The organism is Providencia sp. PROV175 (assembly GCF_032707045.1).
GTDB classification, from domain to species: Bacteria; Pseudomonadota; Gammaproteobacteria; order Enterobacterales; family Enterobacteriaceae; genus Providencia; species Providencia hangzhouensis.
In genome coordinates this window covers 2,563,314-2,588,537 of sequence record NZ_CP120533.1, presented here as the reverse complement: position 1 = coordinate 2,588,537, position 25,224 = coordinate 2,563,314, and the positions used below count along the sequence as shown (strand labels likewise).

Annotated in this window: 23 protein-coding genes; 10 read left to right on the top strand and 13 right to left on the bottom strand. The window is 38.6% G+C overall.

Annotated elements, in window-relative coordinates; translation table 11 throughout:
- The 4 genes from P3L44_RS11575 to P3L44_RS11560 all read left to right on the top strand — a co-directional run bounded on the left by P3L44_RS11575 (nt 1) and on the right by P3L44_RS11560 (nt 4,930).
- Nucleotides 1–543: a DMSO/selenate family reductase complex B subunit gene (locus P3L44_RS11575; RefSeq protein WP_140170532.1), complete on the top strand. Its 543-nt coding sequence runs from the start codon at nt 1–3 to the stop codon at nt 541–543.
- Nucleotides 544–554: 11 nt separating this feature from the next.
- Nucleotides 555–1,409: a dimethyl sulfoxide reductase anchor subunit family protein gene (locus tag P3L44_RS11570; protein ID WP_140170531.1), complete on the top strand. Its 855-nt coding sequence runs from the start codon at nt 555–557 to the stop codon at nt 1,407–1,409.
- A gap of 233 nt (nt 1,410–1,642) precedes the next feature.
- On the top strand, nt 1,643–3,766 hold the full coding sequence (locus tag P3L44_RS11565; RefSeq protein WP_272662537.1) for a TonB-dependent receptor family protein: 2,124 nt from the start codon (nt 1,643–1,645) through the stop codon (nt 3,764–3,766).
- Nucleotides 3,767–3,787: 21 nt separating this feature from the next.
- The gene (locus P3L44_RS11560) at nt 3,788–4,930 is read left to right on the top strand and encodes an ABC transporter substrate-binding protein (RefSeq protein WP_272662545.1); all 1,143 of its coding nucleotides are present in this window, start codon (nt 3,788–3,790) and stop codon (nt 4,928–4,930) included.
- A 75-nt stretch (nt 4,931–5,005) separates the two neighbouring features.
- Here the strand turns inward: P3L44_RS11560 and P3L44_RS11555 are convergent, their stop codons facing one another.
- Genes P3L44_RS11555 through P3L44_RS11545 form a run of 3 tightly spaced genes read right to left on the bottom strand, consistent with a single transcriptional unit; the run spans nt 5,006 to nt 8,994 of the window.
- Nucleotides 5,006–6,826 (bottom strand): CocE/NonD family hydrolase, encoded by a 1,821-nt coding sequence (locus P3L44_RS11555; protein WP_180359454.1) that lies wholly within the window; start codon nt 6,824–6,826, stop codon nt 5,006–5,008.
- Between the two features lie 4 nt (nt 6,827–6,830).
- Nucleotides 6,831–8,246: a YfcC family protein gene (locus P3L44_RS11550; protein ID WP_050763789.1), complete on the bottom strand. Its 1,416-nt coding sequence runs from the start codon at nt 8,244–8,246 to the stop codon at nt 6,831–6,833.
- A gap of 25 nt (nt 8,247–8,271) precedes the next feature.
- Nucleotides 8,272–8,994, bottom strand: coding sequence for an IclR family transcriptional regulator (locus P3L44_RS11545; RefSeq protein WP_140170528.1), 723 nt, complete (start codon nt 8,992–8,994; stop codon nt 8,272–8,274).
- A gap of 465 nt (nt 8,995–9,459) precedes the next feature.
- On the opposite strand from P3L44_RS11545, the gene P3L44_RS11540 reads away from it, so the two are divergent.
- Nucleotides 9,460–10,440 (top strand): Gfo/Idh/MocA family protein, encoded by a 981-nt coding sequence (locus P3L44_RS11540; RefSeq protein WP_272662538.1) that lies wholly within the window; start codon nt 9,460–9,462, stop codon nt 10,438–10,440.
- Between the two features lie 38 nt (nt 10,441–10,478).
- Here P3L44_RS11540 and P3L44_RS11535 read toward each other — a convergent pair whose 3' ends face one another.
- Nucleotides 10,479–12,128, bottom strand: a complete 1,650-nt coding sequence (locus tag P3L44_RS11535) for an alpha-keto acid decarboxylase family protein (RefSeq protein WP_272662546.1) — start codon at nt 12,126–12,128, stop codon at nt 10,479–10,481.
- Between the two features lie 124 nt (nt 12,129–12,252).
- Between P3L44_RS11535 and P3L44_RS11530 the strand changes: the two genes are divergently transcribed.
- On the top strand, nt 12,253–13,149 hold the full coding sequence (locus P3L44_RS11530) for a LysR family transcriptional regulator (RefSeq protein ID WP_140170526.1): 897 nt from the start codon (nt 12,253–12,255) through the stop codon (nt 13,147–13,149).
- A 266-nt stretch (nt 13,150–13,415) separates the two neighbouring features.
- Nucleotides 13,416–15,029: a GMC family oxidoreductase gene (locus P3L44_RS11525; RefSeq protein WP_272662539.1), complete on the top strand. Its 1,614-nt coding sequence runs from the start codon at nt 13,416–13,418 to the stop codon at nt 15,027–15,029.
- Nucleotides 15,030–15,246: 217 nt separating this feature from the next.
- On the opposite strand, the gene P3L44_RS11520 is transcribed toward P3L44_RS11525, so the two are convergent.
- Nucleotides 15,247–15,684, bottom strand: a complete 438-nt coding sequence (locus P3L44_RS11520; protein WP_272662540.1) for a fimbrial protein — start codon at nt 15,682–15,684, stop codon at nt 15,247–15,249.
- A gap of 155 nt (nt 15,685–15,839) precedes the next feature.
- Nucleotides 15,840–16,301 (bottom strand): hypothetical protein, encoded by a 462-nt coding sequence (locus tag P3L44_RS11515; RefSeq protein ID WP_316928241.1) that lies wholly within the window; start codon nt 16,299–16,301, stop codon nt 15,840–15,842.
- Between the two features lie 212 nt (nt 16,302–16,513).
- On the opposite strand from P3L44_RS11515, the gene tnpA reads away from it, so the two are divergent.
- The 3 genes from tnpA to tnpC all read left to right on the top strand — a co-directional run bounded on the left by tnpA (nt 16,514) and on the right by tnpC (nt 18,759).
- Nucleotides 16,514–16,810 (top strand): IS66 family insertion sequence element accessory protein TnpA, encoded by a 297-nt coding sequence (gene tnpA / locus P3L44_RS11510; protein WP_094961085.1) that lies wholly within the window; start codon nt 16,514–16,516, stop codon nt 16,808–16,810.
- The gene (gene tnpB / locus P3L44_RS11505) at nt 16,807–17,151 is read left to right on the top strand and encodes an IS66 family insertion sequence element accessory protein TnpB (protein WP_034167512.1); all 345 of its coding nucleotides are present in this window, start codon (nt 16,807–16,809) and stop codon (nt 17,149–17,151) included. The genes tnpA and tnpB overlap by 4 nt, the downstream gene beginning before the upstream one ends.
- Nucleotides 17,152–17,235: 84 nt before the next feature.
- Entirely contained in the window at nt 17,236–18,759 is a 1,524-nt protein-coding gene (gene tnpC, locus P3L44_RS11500; protein WP_163762158.1) for an IS66 family transposase, read from the top strand.
- Between the two features lie 4 nt (nt 18,760–18,763).
- Here the strand turns inward: tnpC and P3L44_RS11495 are convergent, their stop codons facing one another.
- From P3L44_RS11495 to P3L44_RS11465, 7 genes are all read right to left on the bottom strand, one after another.
- The gene (locus P3L44_RS11495; protein ID WP_316928240.1) at nt 18,764–19,093 is read right to left on the bottom strand and encodes a hypothetical protein; all 330 of its coding nucleotides are present in this window, start codon (nt 19,091–19,093) and stop codon (nt 18,764–18,766) included.
- A gap of 50 nt (nt 19,094–19,143) precedes the next feature.
- Nucleotides 19,144–19,767: a fimbrial protein gene (locus P3L44_RS11490; RefSeq protein ID WP_125891037.1), complete on the bottom strand. Its 624-nt coding sequence runs from the start codon at nt 19,765–19,767 to the stop codon at nt 19,144–19,146.
- A gap of 45 nt (nt 19,768–19,812) precedes the next feature.
- Entirely contained in the window at nt 19,813–20,544 is a 732-nt protein-coding gene (locus tag P3L44_RS11485; protein ID WP_272662776.1) for a fimbria/pilus periplasmic chaperone, read from the bottom strand.
- 70 nt (nt 20,545–20,614) lie between these two features.
- Nucleotides 20,615–23,116, bottom strand: coding sequence for an outer membrane usher protein (locus tag P3L44_RS11480; protein WP_272662775.1), 2,502 nt, complete (start codon nt 23,114–23,116; stop codon nt 20,615–20,617).
- Nucleotides 23,117–23,154: 38 nt separating this feature from the next.
- Nucleotides 23,155–23,685 (bottom strand): fimbrial protein, encoded by a 531-nt coding sequence (locus P3L44_RS11475; protein ID WP_136135201.1) that lies wholly within the window; start codon nt 23,683–23,685, stop codon nt 23,155–23,157.
- 72 nt (nt 23,686–23,757) lie between these two features.
- Nucleotides 23,758–24,291, bottom strand: coding sequence for a fimbrial protein (locus P3L44_RS11470; RefSeq protein WP_272662774.1), 534 nt, complete (start codon nt 24,289–24,291; stop codon nt 23,758–23,760).
- A gap of 89 nt (nt 24,292–24,380) precedes the next feature.
- Nucleotides 24,381–24,719, bottom strand: coding sequence for a helix-turn-helix domain-containing protein (locus tag P3L44_RS11465; RefSeq protein WP_272662773.1), 339 nt, complete (start codon nt 24,717–24,719; stop codon nt 24,381–24,383).
- Nucleotides 24,720–25,224: the final 505 nt, after the last annotated feature.

Here is a 25,224-nt window from a genome sequence, read left to right as displayed (position 1 = left end):
ATGGATAAACAAGTCGGATTTTATATTAATGTTGCCACTTGCATTGGTTGTAAAACCTGTGTTGTTGCATGTAAAGACAAAAATGACCTTGAGGTCGGACGCAACTTTCGTCGTGTGTATGATATTGAAGTGGGGGAGTATCCACGTCCTCGGACTTGGCACTTGTCTATTGCCTGTAACCATTGTGATGACCCGCAATGTGTCAGCCATTGTCCTACTACTGCAATGCACAAGCGAGAAGAAGATGGAGTTGTATTAGTCGACCATGATAAATGTGTTGGTTGTCGTTATTGCACATGGGCTTGTCCATACGAGGCGCCTCAGTTCGATGCCAGTATTGGTATGATGACCAAGTGTGACACTTGCATTGACCTACGTGAAAAAGGCGGAAATCCAATGTGTGTTGATTCTTGCCCTATGCGTGCGATTGAGTTCGGCCTTATTAGCGAATTACGTAAAAAATATGGCTCGAATGCAGATATTGCCGGGCTACCTAGCTCAAGTATTACCAAACCGAACCTAGTTGTCGGTACAAAAGGATAAGGAGAATTATCATGCATGAATTTCCATTGGTGATTTTCACCTTATTTATGCAAGCTTCTGTGGGGTGCTTGCTCGTCTCATTAGTCTGCTATTTTCGTGTGCTTGAAGGCGGAAATAACCAACAAAGCGTCCAGTTTATCAAACTGCCTATTTTAGCAAGTTTTGTGTTGGGTTGTGTTGGGTTGCTAGGTTCATTATTTCATATGGGTAACCCGTTACACATGTTTTATACCATGCTGCATGTGTCTACTTCATGGATGAGCCGTGAAGTGTGGGCAACGGCAATTTACATGGGGCTACTATTTTTCAGTGTTGCTCTGTTATTGCTTAAGCAAAAAGCGAATGCGCTGCTATTGTTGCTTAGTGCGTTAGCCGGTATCATCTATATGTATGCAATGTCAGCCTTATATGCTAATACCTTGTTTAACCTATGGAATGGTTTATTTACCTACGCCAGTTTCTTTGGTGCAGTATTATTACTGGGTGGTGTGGTAGCCGCATTATTACTTGTAGGTTCTTTGCGCCGCGATGGTAAAGAAGAGCAATTAAAACGAGTGGTTAAAATTGCATTAGGTATCGGCGTTATTGGGATCTTACTGATGCTATTGGGCGCGTTATCTCTTCTCGGAAACATAGGAGAGCCTGTTTATATGGGAATGACGCCGCGTGAACTTCCAGATGGTTTAGTGAACTTAAGTATTGTTAGGGTCATACTTGTTGCATTAGGTATCGTATTTGCGGGTCGTTTACTGTGCCAAAAAAAGGGACACACTGTAAATGCAACATTCGTCATGTCACTTGCAACGCTCTGTATTTTTGTGGGTGAAGGTGTTGGCCGAGTGGTATTTTTCTCTCTAGGCGGTTAATTCCTTTAGAGACAAAATGATATTTGCCTCTAATTATATAATGTTTACCAATAATGTGAACCGAGGGATCTCCCTCGGTTTTTTAGTTTTCTATACTCTCAATAAATCAATAACCCTTTATATGATAAGGGATTAAGCGAATGTAATTTCAAAATAAATAGTAAATTAAGTTGATTGCTTGTAATGATTATAATTATCATTATCCCTCTTAATCTCCTTTACTGTTTATTCTTATGAATTTAAAAACTAGCAAGCTACTCATTTCATTAGCAATTTCAGCGGCATTAGCGCCTTATCATGTATTTGCTGCTGATAATTCAAAAAATGATCAGATTACAGTTACAGGCAACTGGCTTGAAAATACGGAAGATAGTGAGGTGGTATTTAATCACCCAGGTGCTCGGACAGTAAGAAATCAACAGCAAATCAAAGAATCTGGCAGTGAAACTATTGCCGATGCATTGAAAGGAATACCGGGTGTGCAGGTGCGCGAAAGTAACGGGACAGGTGGGAGCGATGTTTCCTTGAATGTTGGGGTTCGTGGGTTAACCTCACGCCTTTCACCCCGCTCAACGATTTTACTCGATGGTATGCCACTAGCGGCCGCGCCTTATGGCCAACCTCAGCTGTCGATGTCGCCATTATCACTAGGGAGTATTGAATCTATTGATGTGATCCGCGGAGGAGCTTCCGTACGTTATGGGCCACAAAATGTGGGTGGCGTCATTAACTTTGTGACAAAACCTATCCCGAAAGACTTTTCTGGTGGTGTTTCGTTACAAACCCAAGGGGCTAAAACAGGAGGGCTCAAAACCCTAGTCGATGCGTCCGTGGGGGGCTCAAAAGCCGATGACTCTGCGGGAGCGCTATTGCTGTATTCAGGGTTACATGGGCAGGGCTACCGTAAAAGCAATGATAATACAGATATTGATGACCTGATTTTAAAAACACGTTATGCCATAACCGATAACGACGAGTTACTGGCTAATTTTCATTATTATCATGCAATGTCAGGTATGCCAGGTGGGCTAACTCAAGCGCAATATAACGCTGACCCATTCCAATCAACACGGCCTTATGACCGTTTTGAAGGAAATCGACAAGACATGTCATTGAAATATAAACATGAAGAAGATGATAAACAATTTGAGTTAATGACATGGTTTAGTAAAAGTTATCGGGGGAGTTATATAGAAAGTGACCATAAAGATAAAGCGAATGAAAGACGGTTAGTTTCTTACCCTCGTCACTATACCGCGTATGCAATTGAACCGAGTTATTCACAATTATTCCGTTTTAATGATATTTCACATGAAGTGACGGTGGGATACCGTTATTTAAATGAAACCGCAGACGAAAAAGCTTACCGTTCAAATTGGTACCAAGCCGGCACTCAAAGTTCGCGGCCGAGTACTAATGATTATTACCAACACACATCAGGTGGAACAGAAGCCCATGCTATTTACCTTGATGACACCATTGATGTTGGTAATTGGACGGTGATCCCAGGGATCCGCTATGAGAACATTAATATTCATTTAAATGACAGTTTTAAAAACCAAAACAGAAGTAAGCGATATAGCGAACCGCTTCCTGCGCTGGCGGTGATCTATCACATTGATGATGAATGGAAACTATTTGCCAATGCGAGTACGTCATTTGGCAGTTTGCAGTATTTTCAGTTGAATACGAAAGGGGTAGGGAATTCACCCGCAAATGGGTTAAGTGCAGAAAAAGCACATAACTATGAAGTGGGGACTAAATACGATAATACTGCGCTATCTCTTGAAGCGACATTATTTTATATCGATTTCGATGACCAATTACTTTACGTTGAAAATACAACGGGTTGGACAAATTTGGGAGCCACAACTCATCAAGGTGTGGAATTGGCGGCAAGGTATAACCTGTCTGAGCTGAGCGATAAATTGGATGGTATAAGTATGTATAGTACTTATACCTACACTAAAGCGGTAAGTAAAAAAGGGGATTTCGCTCATAAGGATTTACCGTTTTATTCACGGCAAGTCTTTACCGCAGGTAGCCGTTATGAAACTGGTAATTGGGTATGGAACTTAAATACTTATGCACAATCTACCCAAGAATCGCCAGGAACATCAAGCCATTATGTAACAAAACCAAGTGCTGATGGCCGATACGGAACAATCCCCGGTTATATGGTGTGGGACGCACGAGGCGAGTACCATTTTGGAAAAAGTTTGTCTGATTTAACGCTATCTGCTGGTATTAAAAATCTTTTTGACCAAACTTATTTTACACGTTCTACGGATAACAATTATGGTATCTATGTGGGGCAGCCAAGAACTTACTATGTTCAAGCATCCGTAAAATTTTAATAAAAATAAGGCAGAACAATGATGATGAGAAAACTTATCAATGCATTCGTGCTGATTCTTAGTGCTGTTAGCCTACTATTTTCAACTAATAGTTTGGCGGCACCTATCACTGTGACGGATATTGCGGGTAGGGATGTGACGGTTAATGCCCCTGTATCTCGAGTGATGCTGGCGGACAGCCGTGTTTTAGTTGCGTTAAATATATTACATCCGCAAGACCCATTAAAAGGGATTATTGCTTGGGATGATGCGTTAATTAAAAAAGCGCTTGATTTGAGTGTTGCGTACAGCAAAAAATTTCCACAACTCAGTCAAATACCTGTTTTTCCCAACCCTTACACGACAGATTTTAGTGTTGAAAAGGCCTTAGTAGCTCAACCTGATTTGTTAATTTTTGATATTGGCTTAAAAAGTAAGCTTGCTGAAAGTGGCACCTTATCGTTATTGGAAAGAAGTGGTTTACCCGTTATTTTTATCGACTTTAGGCAATATCCATTAAAAAATACCATGCCGAGTATGGCATTACTTGGCCAAGTATTCGGTGAGGAACAACAAGCACAAGCATTTAATCAGTTTTATCAACAAAAGTTAGACTTAATCCGTTCAAGAGTGGCTAAACTTAGCAAAGAGCAGCGTCCAAGCGTATTCATTGAACGAGCTGCTGGTATCCAAGGGGAAGATTATTGCTGTAAAACGTTCGGTAATGGTAATTTTGGCGAATTTGTTGAAACGGCAGGCGGGAATAACCTTGGTTCACAATGGTTTAGTATTGGAATGGGTGGGGAAATCAGTGAAGAACAATTGATTCACAGCAACCCTGATTATTATTTAATGACCGCAGCTGATTGGGATAGTACCCGTAAAGGTAGTGCTTCTGTGCCGTTAGGTTATACGGGGGATAAACAAAAGTCTTTAGCTCGCTTGAGTAAGCTAATGGATCGCCCTAAGTTTCGTTCATTATCTGCTTACAAAAACAAGCAAGTATTAGCGTTATACCAGCAATACTACGATACGCCATTTAACATTATTGCGGTGGAAGCGATTGCAAAATTTATCCACCCAGAGTTGTTTGCAGACCTTGACCCACAGGCAGATAGCGATTATTTACACCAGACATTTACTGCCCTAGAGGGGGATGGTGTGTTTTGGGTTCAAGCGGAATAATTATCTTCTCATATAGCCCGCTTTAGTGGTGTTGGCAGTTAAAGCGGGCAAATTTATTGGTTAATTATATTATTTTTAAGTTTCGTTGAGCACGGGCAAAATGATTTTTGACGGGTATTCGCTAGAAATATGTAGGCTATTACAAGCTATTTTCCAGGTTCTATCACCCGCGATAGTTTTACCTGTATTTGTATTGAAGTCATATTTAGGGAAATTGCTACTAGAAATATCTAATCGGATACGATGTCCTTTTGCGAAACGGTTTGCACAGGCAAACGGCTTAATTTTTACTTCGACAATTTCATTTGGGGTTAATAATTCCTTCCGTTCATAACCATGCCGAAAACGACAACGGATGATGCCATCAGTAATATTCATGGCATAGCCTTGAGGGTAATCGGCACTGGGAGGGTAAACATCAATAAGTTTTGCAGTGAAATCTGTATCTAATGCATCACTGCTTATCCAAAGCGACACTTCAATTTCACCTGCTAAACAGACATCTGCTTGTAATTCTTCGGTTTCGAATACTAATACATCACAGCGGGCAGAAAGGGGTAAGTTATTTTGTTTACTACCAAAAAACTTTGGTAATTCACATTGATTGAAAGCCCCACCCCAAAATATAGGCTGACCTGAGGTTAAGGCACCGCCAATGGTAGGCACTGGGTGCTTAGGGTCATAACAATAGGATATTGTGGTTGTTTTAGTGTAGGGCTGATGATGTAATTTGTTATCTGGCCACAGATAATACGCAGTTTTCTCAGTATTTGGCAAAGGCCACTGATGGTGGCTAAGCCATTTTCCCCCATGCTCTATACGTCCTTGTTGGTTGCGTTTACCACTTCCACCACCCATCATGAATATTGTTACTTCGTCACGATGGTTTTTGGCGCTCTCATCCTTTAAGTGAGTTTCAAACCAGTTTAAACGGCAAGATAACCAACTTTCACTAACATTGTGGTCAAATGCTGCGATATCACCAAACTCTGCGTCGCCACTATGCGTGATATTACGGTCACCATGTAGCCAAGGCCCCATGATCAATTTTTGCGATGATTGTTTTTTGGTAACAAATGCATAGTAGTTATCTAATGTTGAACTGACATAGGCATCGTACCAACTAGACATAAATAACACTGGGATATCCGGTATTTGGTCATAATAGCCTTCGGCATAAATGCCTATTTTCTGCCAATAATCGGAAAAACACTCTTCTTCCCATTGCTCAAATAAATACGATTCATATTCAGGAACATGTTTAAGCAATGTTTGCCCTTGATGCCATGGCATTGTCGTAAACCATTCATGGATATTTTCTTGTTCGAGTGCGGCTAAAATTTCGGGAGATTGCTGGGCGAGTGGGCTTAGTTTAGCTTGCTTAAACGCCCAAGTGGCTTGTTTGAGTTCAAAAGCCCCCCCTTGACGGATCCCGCATTGGTAGGCGTTGGCAAAACCGCCAGAATCCAGCACCATCGTCTGTAAACCTGGTGGATTTAAACACGCCATTGCTAATTGTGTATGAGCGGCATAAGAGAGACCCATTGAGCCTATTTTGCCATTACACCAGGGTTGTTCCATAATCCATTGTAATGTATCAAAACCATCTTCAGCTTCATTAATATATTTTGTGAACTTTCCTTCGGACTCATAACGCCCGCGGCAATCCTGATACACGACAATAAAACCATGTTTATTGAAGTATTTCGCCATTTCTTGGCGTGTTATTTGCTGGCCTGATACCGTTTTTTCCGAACGAGAAGGTGCGGTTTTATCATAGGGGGTTCGCTCTATAATAACGGGAAAAGATGCAGTTGATTGAGTTTGTGGAAAGTAAATATCGGTTGATAGCATTATTCCATCACGCATTTTTATTCGGTAATTCTTCATATCCATCTTACTAATACCCTATGGTAACGGCGACGCTCAGTAAACCAATGCTGATTGCCATAAAAATGATAAAAAGCGGTAAAATGTATTTTGCCCAGGTGGTCCAACTGACACCGGCTGTAGCTAAAAAGATCAATAACCCACTAGATGTTGGTGTGATCATATTGGTTAGCCCATTACCCATTAAAAATGCAAAAACCGTTGTTTGAGGGGAAACACCAGAAATTTCACCAACGGGGCCTAAAATTGGCATTGTGACAGCTGCTTGCCCAGAAGTAGATGGAATAGCAATGTCTAATAATAGTTGGGAAATAAACATGCTATATGATGAAACATAAGGACCGTGATTACCGACAAGCCCAACTAATTGATGAATAATGGTATCAAGAATTTTACCTTGAGAAAGAATAATTTCGACAGCAGTCGCTAACCCAATTAACACCCCTGCGATGAGGACTTTTTTCATTCCACTGACAAATGCATTAGCGGCGGCACTTGCGGTCAAACCACTACAACAAGTTAAAATAACACTTAAGAATAAATAGTAAGCAGATAAATCATTATTTTTCCAATGCCAGCGATTAGAGGCATAGACTAAAAATGCAACACCGATAGCTAAGACAATTAACATAAGTTTATGGCGATGGGTTAATTGTGTGGTTTGATTATGTTCTTCAACCACATAGTTTGTGAGCGTCGTTTTACGAATGCTATAGAACACGAATAAAATACCGAGTGTAATAAAAATAAGGTACGCCGCAATTCGCATACTTAAACCACTAAACACGGGTAAACCAACAAGCGGTTGTGCGATAGAAAGTGCATATGGGTTGGTGATGGAGGCGAGGTATCCTACCTTAACCGCAATAGCTACAATGGCAAGCCCAATAAGTTCATTCAACCCAACGCGTTTCACTAAGGCTATAACCATGGGAATAACCAAAAGATACTCTTTGGCTAACCCCATAAAGGTACTTCCCATAGAAAATACAATCATTAAGAAAGGGATTAACAAGTAGATATTGCCTCGGGTAACATGGAGCAATCGCTCTAGCCCTGATTCTATAGCTCCTGTTTTATTGAGAATACCAAACATTCCTCCGATGAATAGCACCATATATATAAGTGGCGATTGCTTAACAATTCCTTCGGGGATCGCTTTAAATAGTTGAGGCAAACTGACTGGAGCGGCAGTACCTTCCTCCGATTTCTCAGTGCCTAATAATTGCTCTAACGTAATGTCTTTAGTGATAGTTTGGTAAGAATCAGGAATAACTTTCTTGCCATCACGCTCATATTGGCCTGAATTAACAAAATAAGTCATTAAAAAGGCAATGATAACTATAGTTAACATTACTAAAACCGGGTTCATTTGCCAGCCTGGTGGTGAAGATGGGCTTTGTATTGTGCTGTTTGTTGGTTGCATGATGTTGTCTCTTTTATTGTATTAATTATGAGTCGTAACCGAGCTGCCTCGATATACGTAAAGCAGACAGAAGCAGTTGTTCAGTCATATCTTGTTCTTTTTCATCAGAAAAACGGCTTAGAGGTAAGCTAATACTCAGTGAAGCAATGCATTCCCCATGTTGTGAAAAGATAGGTGCGGCGATCGCACCAATACCTGCGGTTAATTCACCTCGGGTAATTGCAAAACCTTGTGAGCGTATGGTTACAATAGATTTTTCAATAGAGGGGTTCTTTTCAATAAAATGTGCTTGAACATCTTTAGGTGAGTAAGCCAATAGCACTCTGCCTGAAGCCCCAGATCCTAACGGTCGGCGATTACCAGCTTCACTGCGCACTTGAAGTGATTGTCCTGATGGCTTATGAAGAACTTGTAAAATTTCATCGTTGTCACGTATACGCATTTGAATATTTTCATCAAAACGTTGACGTAGTTGCTCTGCTTCAACCTCTGCGACGTGGATATAGTTAATTTGTTGGCGAGCGCAATTCCCCAAGCTTAATAATTGATGGCCTAAATGATAGGTAACCGGATTTTCATTTTTTTGTACGAAATGGCGATTTTCCAATGTGCATAATAAGCGGTATACCTTGGATTTATTCATGCCAGATAAGCGTGCAAGTTCACTTAACCCAAGATTGTTTTTTTCACCTAATAGCATCAATAACAATAAAGCATCATCAACGGCAGTGACAATATTCTCTTTCATCTTAACCTCGACTGGTTTATACAGTAAACCATTGGTTTATTTAATAAAATTAGCATGGAGAATAATAAAAAATGATTCAAGAGAGTTGTTAATAAATTGTGATGTGAGTTAGGGTTTTAAAAAGGTTTATGTCAGTAAAAAAAAGAGTAATAAAATATTTATAAGATAAAACAATTGGCTATATAAAACGTAAAACGAGAAAGTTTTGATGGCAACGTGAATAGAAATGATTGTAAATGGGAAGCTAATCGTCATTTATGGCGGTTATTTGGTTCACCTAGTGAAATTGATTCGTACACCAGCAATAAATAAAAGAACCTACAGCGAAAAAAATCGTCGTTTTTATTGAATTTTTAAGGGGAAAATTCGGAAATGGCAGAGGTTATCAAAAAAGCATCGAAGGTATTTCTTAAATAATGAGCCTTATGGCAGAATGAAATTCACTTTCTTTAATGGATAACAGAGATGAAACTCGCGCTGGTCGGTTCTGGAAAAATAATCATGTCGGCTCTTGATGCCTTAATACAGGTGCAGGGGATAGAGCTAGTTGCACTGTGTGTTCGGGCGGAAAGTATTGAAAAGGGGCAGGTTATTTGCCAACAATTTGGTATAGCAAAGTTGTATACTGATTATCAAGAACTCCTGCAAGACCCTGATGTTGAGGTGATATACATAGGTTTGCCAAATCATTTGCACTTTCAGTATACCTTTGATGCATTGATGGCCGACAAACATGTGGTATGCGAAAAACCGTTTACACCAAATTGGCAACAATTGCAGGTGTTAATTTCCATTTCACAGACTAGAGGGCTTTTTTTGTTTGAAGCCATTACGTCTATTCATACTCCTGAATTTCATTTTATCAAACAACATATTGATAAAATTGGTGAAATCAAAGTGATTCACGGTAATTACTCCCAATATTCAAGTCGATACAATGATTATTTGCAAGGCCGTATTCATGCCGCTTTTGACCCTCAGCAAGCAGGCGGTGCGCTCTATGATATTAATCTATATAACATTTATTTGTTATCGGCTTTGATAGGAGCACCCGATAGTAGCCATTATATTTGTAATAAAGGGTTTAATGGAATTGATACATCAGGGATATTAACCGCCCATTTTGGGCGTTCAGTTGCATCGTGCGTGGGAGCGAAAGATTCGGCGAGCCCTGGTTACTTTATTATTCAAGGTACCAAAGGGTATATTTGTATCAAGGGGGCTCCAAGTCTTTGCCAGTCAGTCGAGGTTTGCATTGACGGGGAAATATCCAGCGTATCTCGGGATACAACAATCAATCATATGGTCTATGAGTTTGCATTCTTTCGTGAGCAAATTGGCACTAAAAGCCATGCTAAATGTAATGAATTGCTTGAATTAGCATTAATTGTTTCAAAAATATTGCATCAATCACGGGACGATGTAGGGCTGGTATTTGAATCATAAATACATTGGCAGCGCTATGGCTGCCATAATTTGTCAATTTAAAATGAATATAAAGATGCTACTGATTTACCAAGCTTTTCAGCAAGCTCAGATGCCGCATATCTATCCATGATCACTTCGATATAGGCCGCATGGTTCGATAGCTCGGCTTGTTTAATCGCATTGTCTAATTCAATACAGTTGGTAACACGCTGACAATACCAATCTTTACAGCCTAATGCCGCGGGAAGCTGTGCATAATTCCACTGGGGTAAGTCGTTGTAATAGGCTTCAGGGTTTTTACACAAAAGCCGCTCAATTAAATAGCCGTCATTATTTAGGACAAAAATAATGGGTTTTAAGCCAAAACGGGCAAACTGGCTAATCTCTTGGGCAGTGAGTTGGTGAGAACCTTCTCCTGTTACTAAAATCACCCGTTTGTGTGGCTCAGCTATTGCTGCACCAAATGCAGCAGGAGTGGCCCAACCGATAGAGCCCCACAAGGTTTGGTTATGAAACTGTGCATTTTCAGGTAATAAAGCAAAACCTAACCCCATGGATGCAGTTCCTGTTTCTGCAATAATAATATCGTCCTTACGGAACATTTTTTCTAGGCGAGGGTACAAATATGAGGCAGTAATTTGGCCATTTTCACCTTGTTGTGGAGATCCTAAATCTTGGGCTTTGATCCCAACATGGTTCAGTGAGGGCACAAGTTCTTTTAATTTATGTAACACATCTTTCATCAATACATTTGGATAGATAGCAGAGCCCACTTTCACGTGGTCAGAAAGAATGTTAATACAGCTTTCAGGGGCAATAGCTGCCGTGAAGCTGCCGGAGTTGAAGTCCGTTAATACTGCCCCGATCCCCATAACACAGTCACAACTCTCGACAAATTCTCTCACTTCAGGATTCATTAGTTTTCCGTTATAAATACCCATATATCGAGAGTTAGATTCGCTTAAGACCCCTTTATCCATAAACATAGTGGCATAGGGTAGGCCAGTTTTCTGAATAATAACCTCAACATCAGTCGTTAAGCCGAAACGTGCTGTTAAAATTCCAGGAATAATGCAGGCTTTTGTACTCGATGTGAGCTTTTCGACAATAGCTGTAACGGCAGCTGATAATGACTCGCTATGACTTTTATTTATAGTGATAGTTTCAGATGTTTTATCTGCTTTAATTGGCATAACAGCGTAGTCAGAAGGGAAACCTAAATAAACGGGTCTAGATTCTTGTAAAGCGGTTGTAATTAAACGTTCTGTTTCGGCAATACAGTTTTCAGGCGTTAAAATAGCGTGAGCACAGCTTAAGTGTTGGCTCATTTGATAAAACACATCGAAATCACCATTTCCAAGAGTGTGGTGAACTAAGCGGTGGTTTTTTTGTACCCCACTTGCTGGCATACCAACAAGGTGAAAAATGGGAAGATGTTCAGCATAAGCGCCTGCAATACCATTTAAAGCACTGAGTTCGCCGACACCAAACGTTGTCGATAATGCTGCTGCACCTTTCACGCGGGCGTAGCCATCCGCAGCATATGAGGCATTAAGTTCATTGCAGTTGCCAATCCAGCGCATATTTTCACTTTCACATATTGCATCTTCAATAGGGAATGCGTAGTCACCAGCAACACCCAAAATATCGTGAATACCGATTTGGTAAAGTCTGTCCAATACGTATTCGATAACCGTCTTATTCATCATGCTGATCTCCATTAATTGCTTAGCTAATAATTCTAAATTGAATTATTTTTATCGTTTATTGTGCTTTAAAGGAAATCACTTAAACTCATTCTATCTATAACTAAAAATCATAGGGGGGGGAATGGACATTCGTTCATTACGTTATTTTGTTGAAGTCGTACAGCTCAATGGTTTTAGTCGTGCGGCAGACAGTTTATTTGTAACGCAACCGGCGATTAGCCGCAGTATTAAAAAATTAGAAGATGAGCTTGGATATACATTGCTGATTAGGGAAGTCGATGGCGTTAAATTAACGGAGGAAGGGGACATTTTATTGGCTCATGCGAAGCAAATTCTTTCACAGTTTAGCTGTATGAAGAAAGCGTTACAGGAAAGGTCGGGTCCTATATCTGGTGTGCTACCTGTTGGGCTACCCCCCGTGATAGCATCGACCTATTTTGCTGACATTATTATGGCTTTTAGCCAACGTTACCCACAGGTGGAACTGAAAATTCTTGAGTTAGGTACCCGAAAAATGCGTGAGGCAATGTTAAATGGTGAAGTTGAAACTGCCGCTGTGATGTTACCTTTTGCTGATGACCGCTTTGAAGTACACCCCTTTTCAACGGACCGATTAATGCTATTAGTCAGCAAACAACATCCACTCGCGATCCGTGAATTTGTTAAATTTAGTGAAATAGTCGATGAGCCTTTTATTTTCTTTTCTGATGACTTTCTAATTAATGAACTGGTTGTCAGTGCTTGCGGTGTTTATGGCAAAAAGCCCACTGTTTCCGGACGCAGTAGCCATTTAGATTTGGTAACTGCCATGGTAAGAGCCGGGGTAGGGGTAACGCTACTACCAGATAGTATGTGGCAGAATACCAGTTCAGTGGGATTATCCGTTATTCCAGTTATTGAGCCAATATTGGCTTACGACATTGCTTTAGCGACAGTAAAAAACCACCACCAAAGCCGTCGTGCCAAAGCATGGCATGATTTGGCGTTAACTATATTAAAGGCCAATAGGGCAAGATGAGGCAGTTAGTCCTGTATTGCTAAGTCTTGCATTAAACAGCCCAAAAATATTCATTTATTAATGAATATTGCTAAGGTTTAAATATTTATCTTAATTAAAAATTTTCTTTAATAAACAGAATCTATTGAGATTATAAAATAATTACATAAGAAATTATTTTTGATTTAAATCACATATGCGGAATATTGTTCATACATTAATGAATTAAAGGCGCTATTGTTAAGCAAATGAAAATAAATTGTTTATTTTATTTGGCGGGGTGACAAATGAGCGCAGTAAAATATGATTATATTATTGTAGGTGCGGGTTCTGCCGGTTGTGTTCTTGCTGCTCGGTTGATCCAAGAAACGCAATCTAGAGTATTACTTATCGAAGCGGGCGATAGCGATAACCATTTGTTTATTCGTATGCCTGCGGGCGTTGCTAAAATTATCGCCCAAAAAAGCTGGCCTTATGAAACTGAGCCAGAGCCTCACGCTAATAACCGTAAAATGCAAATAGCCCAAGGGAAAGTGCTGGGGGGAAGCAGCTCTGTCAATGGAATGATCTATATCCGAGGCCAAAAACAAGATTATGATAATTGGGCTCTAAACTATGGTTGTGAAGGTTGGGGATATGCGGATGTATTGCCATGGTTTAAAAAAGCAGAGAACAATGAAAGCTTGACAGGGGAATATCATGGAACAGAAGGCCCACTTCCTGTCAGTGAAAATAGATATCGGCACCCATTATCAATGGCATTTATTCGTGCAGCACAAGAGCATGGTCTTCCTTATCTCAATGATCTTAATGGAGAAAGCCAGCAAGGAGCAAGCTTTTACCAGACGACAACGCATAATGGAGAAAGAGCCAGTACATCAAGAACCTATTTAAAATCAGTGGAAAAGAATGATAAGTTGACATTAAAGCTTGGCACTCAAGTGAACCGTATTATAATTCGCGATGGCCGCGCGATTGGTGTTGCTTATCAAGGGAAAAATGGCCATGAAGTTGAGGCATTCGCTAGTTGCGAAGTATTGGTTTGTTCTGGTGCGATGGGCTCTGCAAAATTATTGATGCTGTCAGGGATCGGGCCAGAGGAACACCTATCTTCGTTGGGGATTGATACTCATGTGAATCTGCCTGTTGGCAAAAATTTTCATGACCACCTACATATGTCAATTAACGTCACGACTAAGCAACCAATTAGCTTATTCGGCGCAGACCAAGGTCTAAATGCGATTAAACACGGGGTAGAGTGGATAGCATTTCGCAGTGGACTGCTCACCTCTAACGTTTTAGAAGGCGCTGCATTTAAAGACAGTTGCAGCCAAGGTCGTCCTGATGTACAAATTCATTTTTTACCTATTTTAGATAGTTGGGATGATGTTCCTGGCGAACCTCTACCCGCTGCCCACGGCTTTTCTTTAAAGGTAGGGTACCTGCAACCTAAGTCCCGTGGTGAAGTTTTATTGCGCAGCGCAGACCCACAAGCACCACTAAAGATACATGCTAATTATCTTGCGTCACCTGAAGATATGGAAGGTTGCAAACGTGCAGTTAAATTTGGACTGGAAGTATTGGATTGCCCTTCATTACAAGTATTAAGCAAAGAAGTTCTAATGCCGCCAGCGTCGGTGCGCTATGATGAAGCTCAACTTGAAGAGTTTGTCCGAAATTTTTGTAAAACGGTTTACCATCCTGTGGGAACTTGCCGTATGGGAACGGATACCACAACATCAGTGACTGATTTGCGGTTACGTGTACATGGTATTGAAAACTTACGTGTCGTGGACTGTTCTGTGATGCCTGAAATTCCAAGTGGAAACACCAATGCGCCAACGATCATGATTGCAGAACGCGCAGCAGCGATGATTATAGAAGATAGAAACGCAAAGTAGCCTTGTAATGGGTCAACATAGGAAAAACAGCATAAAACCAAGACAAGCGCCTGAGTTTTATGCTGTTTCAATAATCTTACGGTACTTAGACCAAGCTAATGTTAAGTTGTGGTATGCACATTAAACCACTATTTTTATTTTATTGATTTATAATGTAGAATAGCCTTATTTTCACGATAAAAGTTCGATCGTACTAATTACTTGAAAATAAATAAAGCTATTGATATTCCACTTTCAATATTCCAGAAGCGGTAAATAAACCGAGTTCAATTTCTTTTCCTTCATGAAATACTGGGGTTGCAGTTAATACTGGTTGTGTTTGATAAGTGAAATTACGGTATTCATTAGGTAATAAAAGTGTATTATCTGCTTGAATTTTTAGACCTAAATTAGGGTTGGATGTTTCAACTAAATCAGTATTAAAGCCTGCACTAGAGCTTTCAAACTTTAATTTAAGATTTGGGTTGCTGGATGATTTACTTCCGCAATCTAACCGATAGTCAATATTTTTTGTATAGCGTTCACTGGTAAACCTATTTAGATTTATTTCACCAAATGAGACTTCAATAGGTTGCCCAGGGCCATTCTCACCATATACATCACAAGTGCTTTCAATAACATTTACTTTAATTGTTAATGTATAGGTTTCTGCCATGCAAAAGCCACTAAATAAAAAAATTAGTATATTACTGGGAACTACAACGAGTAAAAGCAATCTTTTTTTTATTATTTTAGTTAAAAATATCATAATGATTTATACTCCAGTTGATAAATCAAATAAACTATCTTAAGTACTTAAATTTAATTTTCTTAATTAATTATAACAGACAAAATAGCATTTCCTACCCTCGAACCAGGCTCAGGATTTCCTAATGAAGATAACGTTGAACTAACGGAAAAAGTTAAATTTATATTTTTTTTAATATCGGCTTGAACTAAATTATTTGACATACATTTTCCTGATACACATACATCTAGTTGACTTTTTACACCATCTAATAAATCAATTTTATTTTCAGGTAAAAATTGGAATGTGGCACTCATATCACCAGTGCACGATATATTTCCGTCAATTTTTGCTATATTTCCATTTATATTATTTGAATTGACATTACCATGAGATATTGTCAATGGCACAGATACATTGCAAGAAGGCAATACTGGGATTTCAGGGACATTAACTGAACAGGTTGTTCCTACAGTTTTGTCATTCACAATTATTTGTATACAGATATCTGCATAACCTGTTGCAGATGCATGGTCATCAAACATGTTTATATATCTAACATTAAACTGTCCAAACTTAACGCCAAAGTCAGGGAGTACTTCGTTACAGTGTTTAGGTGTGTTTCGTGTAACTGAATAGTATTTAACTACACCTAAATTATATATACTACTAAATCCAGATAGTGTAAGCGGTTAATGAACCACACATACTAAACAAACTCGTCATTTGCCATAGTAGCTTTTTCATTGGAGGGACTATGGAACAACAAAGTAAACGAGAATACTGGACTGCAATTCTAGAGCAGCAACGACAAAGTAATTTAGGCATTAAGCAGTTTTGCTCGGAGCAAAACATAAGCTATCAGACTTTTCACTATTGGTCGAAAAAGCTCACGCAATCCGAGCCTGAAACCAGGGTTCAACCTATCGTGGTGACAGAGCCTACCGTGAGCACAAGTTGTGTTGTGTTAATTCTCAATAATGGCATTCGAGCAGAACTGCCGGCAACGCTTAGCTCGCAACAAATTAAGACTTGGTTTGAAGCGCTACAATGATACCAACAGGTAAGGTTTTCCTCATCTCTGGAGTCACGGACATGCGTAAGTCCATTGATGGACTATCGTTGATTGTCGCGGAGACTCTTGAGATGGATCCGTTTAGTGAGTCTTGGTTCATTTTCTGCAATCGTACCCGAGATAAATTGAAAATCTTGTTTTGGGATACTAATGGCTTCTGGCTGTACTATCGTCGCTTAGAAAAAGGGACCTTCAAGTGGCCAAGACCCAGTGAGGACGGAGCCATTCATATTACTAAGCAACAACTGGGTTGGCTTCTTTCGGGGTTAACGCTCGAACATGCCAAAGCTCATCGTCCACTTCATAATCTAGAAGTGTGACCGCTGATACTGATCGTCACGTTGGGCTTGAACGATCCTTTTTTGCTGTCATACTTAAGTCATTGAGATGACCAGAGCCCAGACATGACCGACCTCCCTGATGATATCGACCAGCTAAAAGCTATGCTGCTTGAGCTTCACCAACAGAACGAAGCAAAAGATAAACTCCTTGCGGCAAAGCAAGAGGAGGTTGCCGAGCTCAAAACCAAAATTGAGTTGTTGATTGAACAGCTCAATTTAAGTAAGTCAAAGCGCTTCTCATCACAAAGTGAAAAAATACCCAAAGGTACGTTTAACGAAGCGGAGCAACAAAAGAGTACGGCTAAATCCGACGACGACAAGAAAAAAACAGGCCGTAAGCCTTTTCCAAAAGAGCTCGAGCGTGAAGTTCATAAACATGAACTCAATGCCCCTTATTGCGACTGCTGCGACGAGCCTTTACATCAATGTGGTGTTGAAACTTCTGAAGAGCTGAAAATCATCCCACAGAAGGTTAGTGTTATACGTCACGAGCGAACCAAGTACGCTTGCCGGCAGTGTGAAAAAACACAGACTGAAACAAAGATTATCACAGCCCCAAAACCCGCAAGTATGATCCCTAAAAGCCTAGGGAGTGCAGATGCATTCGCCGCTGTAGTCACAGCAAAATACGTTGATGCTCTGCCACTCTATCGCCAAGTGGATATTCTCAATCGCTCTGGTATAGATATTAGCCGCGCTACACTGGCCAACTGGTGCGTTCAGTTAGGAAGCAAAGTGCAAGTCATTATTGATGCAATGAAAAGTGAGTTATTGAAAGAAAAGCTCATCTGCGCGGACGAAACCACTGTTCAAGTATTACGTGAAGAAGATAAGAAAGCACAATCTAAGTCATATATGTGGGTCTATCGTAGCGGTGAGTTCGTCAATAACCCAGTGGTTATCTACGACTATCAAGCCAGCCGCAGAGCAGAGTGCGTACAAGACTTTTTAGGTAGTTACTCTGGTTACTTGCTATCGGATGGCTACAGTGCATACGACAAACTTGAGGACGTGACTCAAGCTGCTTGCATGGCGCATGTACGCAGAAAGTTCACTGATGCTCAAAAAGCTTCACCATCAAAAAAAGCGGGCAAGCCAGAAAAAGCACTGAACTTTATTAGCAAACTATACGGTATTGAAAAGAAAGCCAAAGGGCTTGACGCAAAATCTCGACACCAACTACGACAAGAAGAAGCCAAACCTATTTTAGATGAGTTCAAGCAATGGCTTGACAGTCAAAACGTTCTCCCTAAAGGATTACTTGGCAAAGCCATCACTTATACGCAAAACCAGTGGCCTAAGCTGCTTACCTACCTTGAAGACGGCGATATAAGTATCGACAACAATGTGACCGAACGAGATATAAGGCCGTTCACGACAGGTCGCAAAAATTGGATGTTCTCAACGTCGGTAGGCGGAGCAAAGGCGAGTGCAAACTTGTATAGCCTCGTGATGACTTGCCGCGCTAATGACATGAACCCTTATTATTACTTCCAACACCTGTTTACCGAGTTACCAAAACGAAGTCCGAAAGATGATGTGTCGGATCTCATGCCATGGAACGTAGAAATCAGTGAGGTTGAGTAAAGCTTTACTGGTTCATTAAGCGCTTACCAGATAGTAGAGAAATATCTGGTGTTGACATCATGCGTATAGAGCCTGTTGATGAGCGACCGGTCGCAATAACTGTAATATTACACTCAGTATTTGTGCTGTTTTTGATATCATCTGGAATATATAAAAAATAGGGGCCTAACGTTCTTGGTATAGTATAATATGCATTACTAATTAGAGGATGCTTTATACTTGTTGTATATATACTATTAGGATTTAATGGGCTTGCATTAGCTTTACTATTAATTATGAATAGTAAAGCTAGCATCAATATTTTTATAAGATAAATGTTTTTATTTTTTAGCATTACGCTATTACCTATCAATTTTTATAAATTATTATTGCGATGCTATGACGTTAATCATATAGCATTTCAAAAGCAATTAAAGCAGAAAAAGCACCAGGTATGAGTGGCCCGGACGTTCTTATCGCTGAGACATAATAAATTAGGCTATTTTGGCCCGATGCGATTAACGTAGGGTTGCTTTCTTTACCTATTGGTAATATTTTCCCTGTTGAATTTGCTATTTGCAACCCAAAGCCGTATGCCCCGTTGACTCGAATAATATTGGAATGCTCAGGTTCACTTACCGCTAAAAACTTTATTTTGACAGCAGGCTGTGTGCTACTCCATACCGTTTTTCCAGTTTGGAAGTTTTGAAGTTCGGTTTGAACTTGCAGGCAATTTAACAACTCAATTTGGAATGGAATAGGCTGCATCACTTGCTCAGAGGAATTTAATTCACTGAATGATATATTTCCTAATGAAATTGATTGATTACTAGATTTCATCGCTAATTCGCATGGGTTTTCAGTCAACGAGCCTGAAACATGGACGACCCCGTGCTGACCATCAACTTCCCAACCATCTGTAGGCCTAAACAGATTATTATTGCCAGCGGTTGCCGGCAATATTGTAGTTAAGCAAAGTGAAATAACTATATGTTTGGAACGTATCCAGTGGTATATCTTTGAACTCATAAATATGTCCTCATTTAGCTTTACATTCTTTTACTGTTAACTTAATTAATTTTTGTTAATAACAGTACAGATTGTATTTTTACAATCAAAGGTTAATTTTGGTCGACCACCATAATCATTAATATAAGTAATTACGGGGGTATTACCTAGTTGCTCTTTCGTCATTCCAATATTGTTTTCACTAAAAGGAGCAATCATAATTGGATTAAATTCTTTTGCATTTGTATTTTCGTGAGCCCCGGCATTAATTATTGTGACATAATAAGGTGTTGGGTTTTTAATAAAAACTAGGTTCCCTTTTTTTTCAAGTAGCAATTTTTCTTGCCAAGGTGCACTATTTTGCTGAGGTGCAATTGCTTCAGGGCGATAAAATAACTTTATTTTTGTTTGTAATGCAATCTGTAAAGTGTTTGGTTTATCACTCTTAGGTGGGATCTCACGCATATTAAAATAGAATAAAGACTCTCTGTCCTGAGGTAAATTTTTTATATCAGGTAGAGCTTCAATTTTCATTTGACTGGATTTTCCTGGTTCTAATCGCTGAACGGGTGGTAATACAATTAATGGCGATGTTATTTTTTTACTTTCTTCATTTTCAATCCAGCCTTGAGCAAGATAAGGAAGTTGCTTATTGTTATTGTTAATATTTAAAGAGATAGACTTGTTCTCCCCATCAAAGATAATTCGTGTTCTATCTAATGATACCGCAGCCTCTGAAAAACCACTTAGGGTTAAAGGTCCTAAAAGAATACTCATTAATATTTTTTTGATACTCATTTTGTTATTACCTTTTATATTACTTTTATCTATTTAAAATAAATAATTACTTGTCCATTGTTTTTACTACCTAGTTACAAGGAAGTAATAAATTATCTTGGATTTCTCGATTCATTAATTCAGAAGGGAAGGTTATTTCACATGACATATTTTTACCCCATGTTACATTCATTGTTTCTGAAGGATGAACTCCACTTATATAAGTATTACCCAAATCACCTACAATCCCAACGTTTTGCTTTTTATTGTTTGTTACTTGAGCACCTAATGGTGGATGAGAACCATCAGTAAGTGCGATAACAGCCATAATTTTCTGACCTGAAATAACCGAAAATGAACGATATCCAACCGCACCTTCAGTTAGTGTTGCTTGAATAACGGATTGTTGGGCGTCAATATCATCAGGTAGTTTATTTAAATCAATTTGCGCCTTATTTCGATAGTAGCTACTGACATCCGAAATAACTGCTTTCCCAAATCGGTTTGATTCAACAGGAACTCCAATACCACGAATCGTAATATTTGGAACATCATCAGTATCAACTAATATACGAGCTCCCCCGAGATTATTTATTCTATGTGTAACCGTACCTTTTCCTGTTAAAGTTAAGCCACCTGAAGTGGAAAGGCCAAAAGCACTATATTGGTTATTTATATGGTTTGCATTAACTGACCAGCGAGCGCTATCTCCTTGGTGCGAAATAAAAGCACTTGCAGTTCCACCTTTTCGATTTGCACCTGCACTGACCTGATAATTTGTTCTATCATCTAATCTGTCATAATAAGAAACACGATTAGTCGTATCATAGCGGCTTGTATTCATCGAATAACCCACATTCGCTCCGTTGCTTAGTGGGAAAGATAATGATACATAAGCGCTATCATCGGTTACACCATTATAAAAACTACGATTTGCAGATAAGCTAATACTCATATTTTTTATTGGGCCAATATCCATATATTTGGATAGCATTAAACTGTAATAATCATTATCTTTTTTATCCCAATACGTCTGATGGTTATAATTTAAATATAATGATAATCCTATATCCTGAAAGTTTTTATTGACTGATATGGTGTATAGCTCTTTACTTCCATAATTACGTAGTCCTGTTTTTTGAGTATTTAAGAATTCACTCATACTCATATAACTTCGTTCTGAAAAGCGATAACCTGCGAATTGTATTTGGCTATCGAATTCTTCAAATCGTTTAGAATAGTTTATTCGGTATGAGCTGCCACTTAATGTTCCTTCACCGGGTAAACGGGCAATAGACTGAGTAACATCAAATGAAAGAGCACCGAGTGCGAGCAAATCTCGCCCAAATCCCATTGATAATGCATTATAATTTTGGCTATTTAAACTACCACCAATTAAAGACCAACCATTGCTTATGCCCCAAGAAAATTCACCTGTAATGAAATTTTCCCCTTCACTTTGGCGATCAATATTCGTTGGCTGGCCTAGTGCAAATTTATATTGAACTTGTCCAGGTCTTGTTAGATAAGGCAAATTTGCAGTATCAACTTGAAATTCTTGAATAGAACCATCTTGCTCTTTTATGGCAACATTGAGCGTTCCAGTTATGGCGTCACTTAAATTTTGGATACGAAAAGGACCCGGCGCAACTTGAGTTTCATACAATATCCGTCCTTGTTGCATAACAGTGACTGTAGCATTACTTTGTGCTATTCCTGTTATTTCTGGGGCATATCCACGTAAGTTCGGTGGTATCATGCTTAACTCAGATTGTAAGCTAGCGCCAATAAATCTAAAACCATCAAAAATATTTGAGGCCAAATAATCCTCACCCAGTACGAGTTTAGCCTTTAATTCAGATAGAGCTCGGTAGGCGTAAAAACGATTCCATGTGAAATCAGATTGGTGACGGCCTTGACTTCCTGTCGTATGGTTATATTGACTTTGCCAATCAGCTCTAAATCGCCAAGCACCTAAATTGATACCAGCTACACCATTACTATTTACTGAGGATGAATTTGCTCCTCCATTATAGGAATTAGTGGCATTAGCATTCACATTATAATCAATAAGTAATGCTGATATTCCATTGTCCCAGCGAGAAGGGGGATCCCAGTTTTCTGATGTGTACTCTAGGTACGCTTGTGGAATACTGACATATAGAGATGACGTAGCTAAATCACCGCGCAGCAATAATCCTGGCAAGCTGTTTTCATTAAGGCATTGCCCTTCATGCCACCATGTTAATTTTTTTTGCGACTCAGAAGTAAGCCCGAGTAGCTTAACTATTTCTGGAGATAAACAAGGCTGACTATTATCAGGATCATACTCACCAGAATAATAGGGGATGCTAATGTCAGATATTTGTTCGTTATTGATTTTTAGCGTAAAGTTATAAACTCCGGGCATAATATAACCCGCACGAGAGAATTGGTTTAAATCAATGTTATTTTTGTCTTCTAAATCTAAAACATCAGTATTGAATTCAATATGATTATCTGCATTGATAGTTAAAGTCACACAACTGACTGTTAACCCAATAAGAATACTTAACCATTTTAATTTTGGTGTATAAATAGGTAACGAAGACATAAAACATTCCTAAAATCTAACAATAATTTATTTATTATTTAGTAATAATCTAGTTTAAAACGCAGTGATGTTTGATACTGCCCAGCACGTAACGGTGTTTTATCTGAAATAACTTTTAACTGATAATTCAAAATATATTTCCCAGCTTTTATATCGTTCGGTAGTGTTTTTTTTCCTGGGTAAATATGTACTCCTTTCGAATCAGTTAATAATAGTGCTATACCTTGTGCTGACCCCGATACTGAAAAAAAATCCCCATTAACAGGCCCATCAAATGAAACTTCAAATGTTTTCCATGGTTCACCTGTATAAGATGTTAGTTTGCAACCAATTAATGTAATAAAAAAATCATGTGCTTGTCCTTGTCCTTTTTGCTGTATTAATGATAGTGGTAAAATTCCCATGTCAATGGATTGTTCATAAGAACCAGTATCAATACTACATGCCGTATCCATAATGCTACCTTGCATTATCAGATCCATTGAGTTATTTGCAGAAGCACTTTTTAAAAAAGGTAATAGTAAAAAAAAACACAATGATAAAATAACTTCTTTTTTCTTTGTTATCATATTATAACCATTAAAATATACACCACGAGGTCTATCAACCCCGTGGTGAGATAGCATCTTATAAAAATTTATTTAATTATATGCTAATGTAAAATTAGTAACTGCTTGGAATTTCCCTGGTGTTACTGGAATAACTTTGCTTTGCGCATCAACTAGCTGAAGTCCAATTAATGATGCTTGGAATTTTAATGTGTTATTCCCTTCAACATAATTTTGCTTTGCGCTAGAGTTAACTTTAATTTGAGCGCCTGATGAATTCATGATCTTCACTGCGGCACCTGTAGCATCACCTGTAATCTGTAAATAACCAGTATCTTTCCCTGCCTCAGTTCCCTTGAAAGTGACAGCAACTTGATTATCACCTTTCAGGTTACAACCTTCCAATTTAATCTGGAACGGTTGTGCAGAGGATTCACCACCATTATCTAAAGTTACATTAGATACTTGGCCTAATGGGACCTCTTGATTTTCTTCACCGGGTGCAATAGAGCATGGCGCGTCAATAATAGAACCAGAAAATGTTACCGTACCACTCCCTGCATCAACAGCTAAAACAGATGTACTCATTAAACCAGAAATCATGGTTGCTAAAATAATTTTTTTCATTTTTTCCTCAAACGATAAGTATAGATATACATATAAATATTTATATGCATTTTTAGATAAAATATTTAAATAAAATATATTTAAATGGACTAATAAAAATAAATTGTATCAGAGGCTGATATCTTATTTCTTAAAGAAATTACATCATCCGAAGGGGATTTTTGAACTTCAGCAATAATAAGCTTAATGACTCTTTCAAATGGACAATCGAGTGCTACGCTTAAATTAAATAACATATCAATACTAATTTTATTTATTCCACGTTCATAACGTGACATTTGTTGCTGTGAAACATTTACTTGTTTTGCTAGTTCACAAGCAGAAATACCATTCTCTTTACGTATTTTTCTTATAACTAATCCACAGTAAATAGAAAATAGATTATCTTGTGTTTCATATTTGGATATGACTCTATTAACTTTACTCATAATTAATAACAAGGTCTCAGTTTAATAATTTATAATTTGTTGTGCTCTTATATATTCCCTTTAAGTTCTTACAATTGTAATGAGTAGCATTTTTTAAACCAAACCACGAAAAAGAATAGAGTCTATTTAACTGGCTATATTTACACTTTTTACAATTCAGTTGTTTTTCTTATCTAACAATAAGTTATAAACATTTAAAGTTTTTAACAATTTTTTTAAAATCAAATTTAGAAGTTAGCTTGTTAGTTTATTAGGCTTGGTTTGACGTGAAAAAAAGTATTTTTATCTGAAATTAACAAATTTTAATAAATCCTCTTAAATTGTAACAAAATAACTCAATTTCAATCAAAAACACACACATAAGGAGTGATTGTGTAATTTGAAAAACGAAAGAATTTAGAAAAAAGGCAATAAAATCAATTGATTAATTAATACTCTTATTTGGAGTAAAAATCTACAAAAAAATACAATTAAATCATTATAGTAGCTAGCAGAGATGATGTGT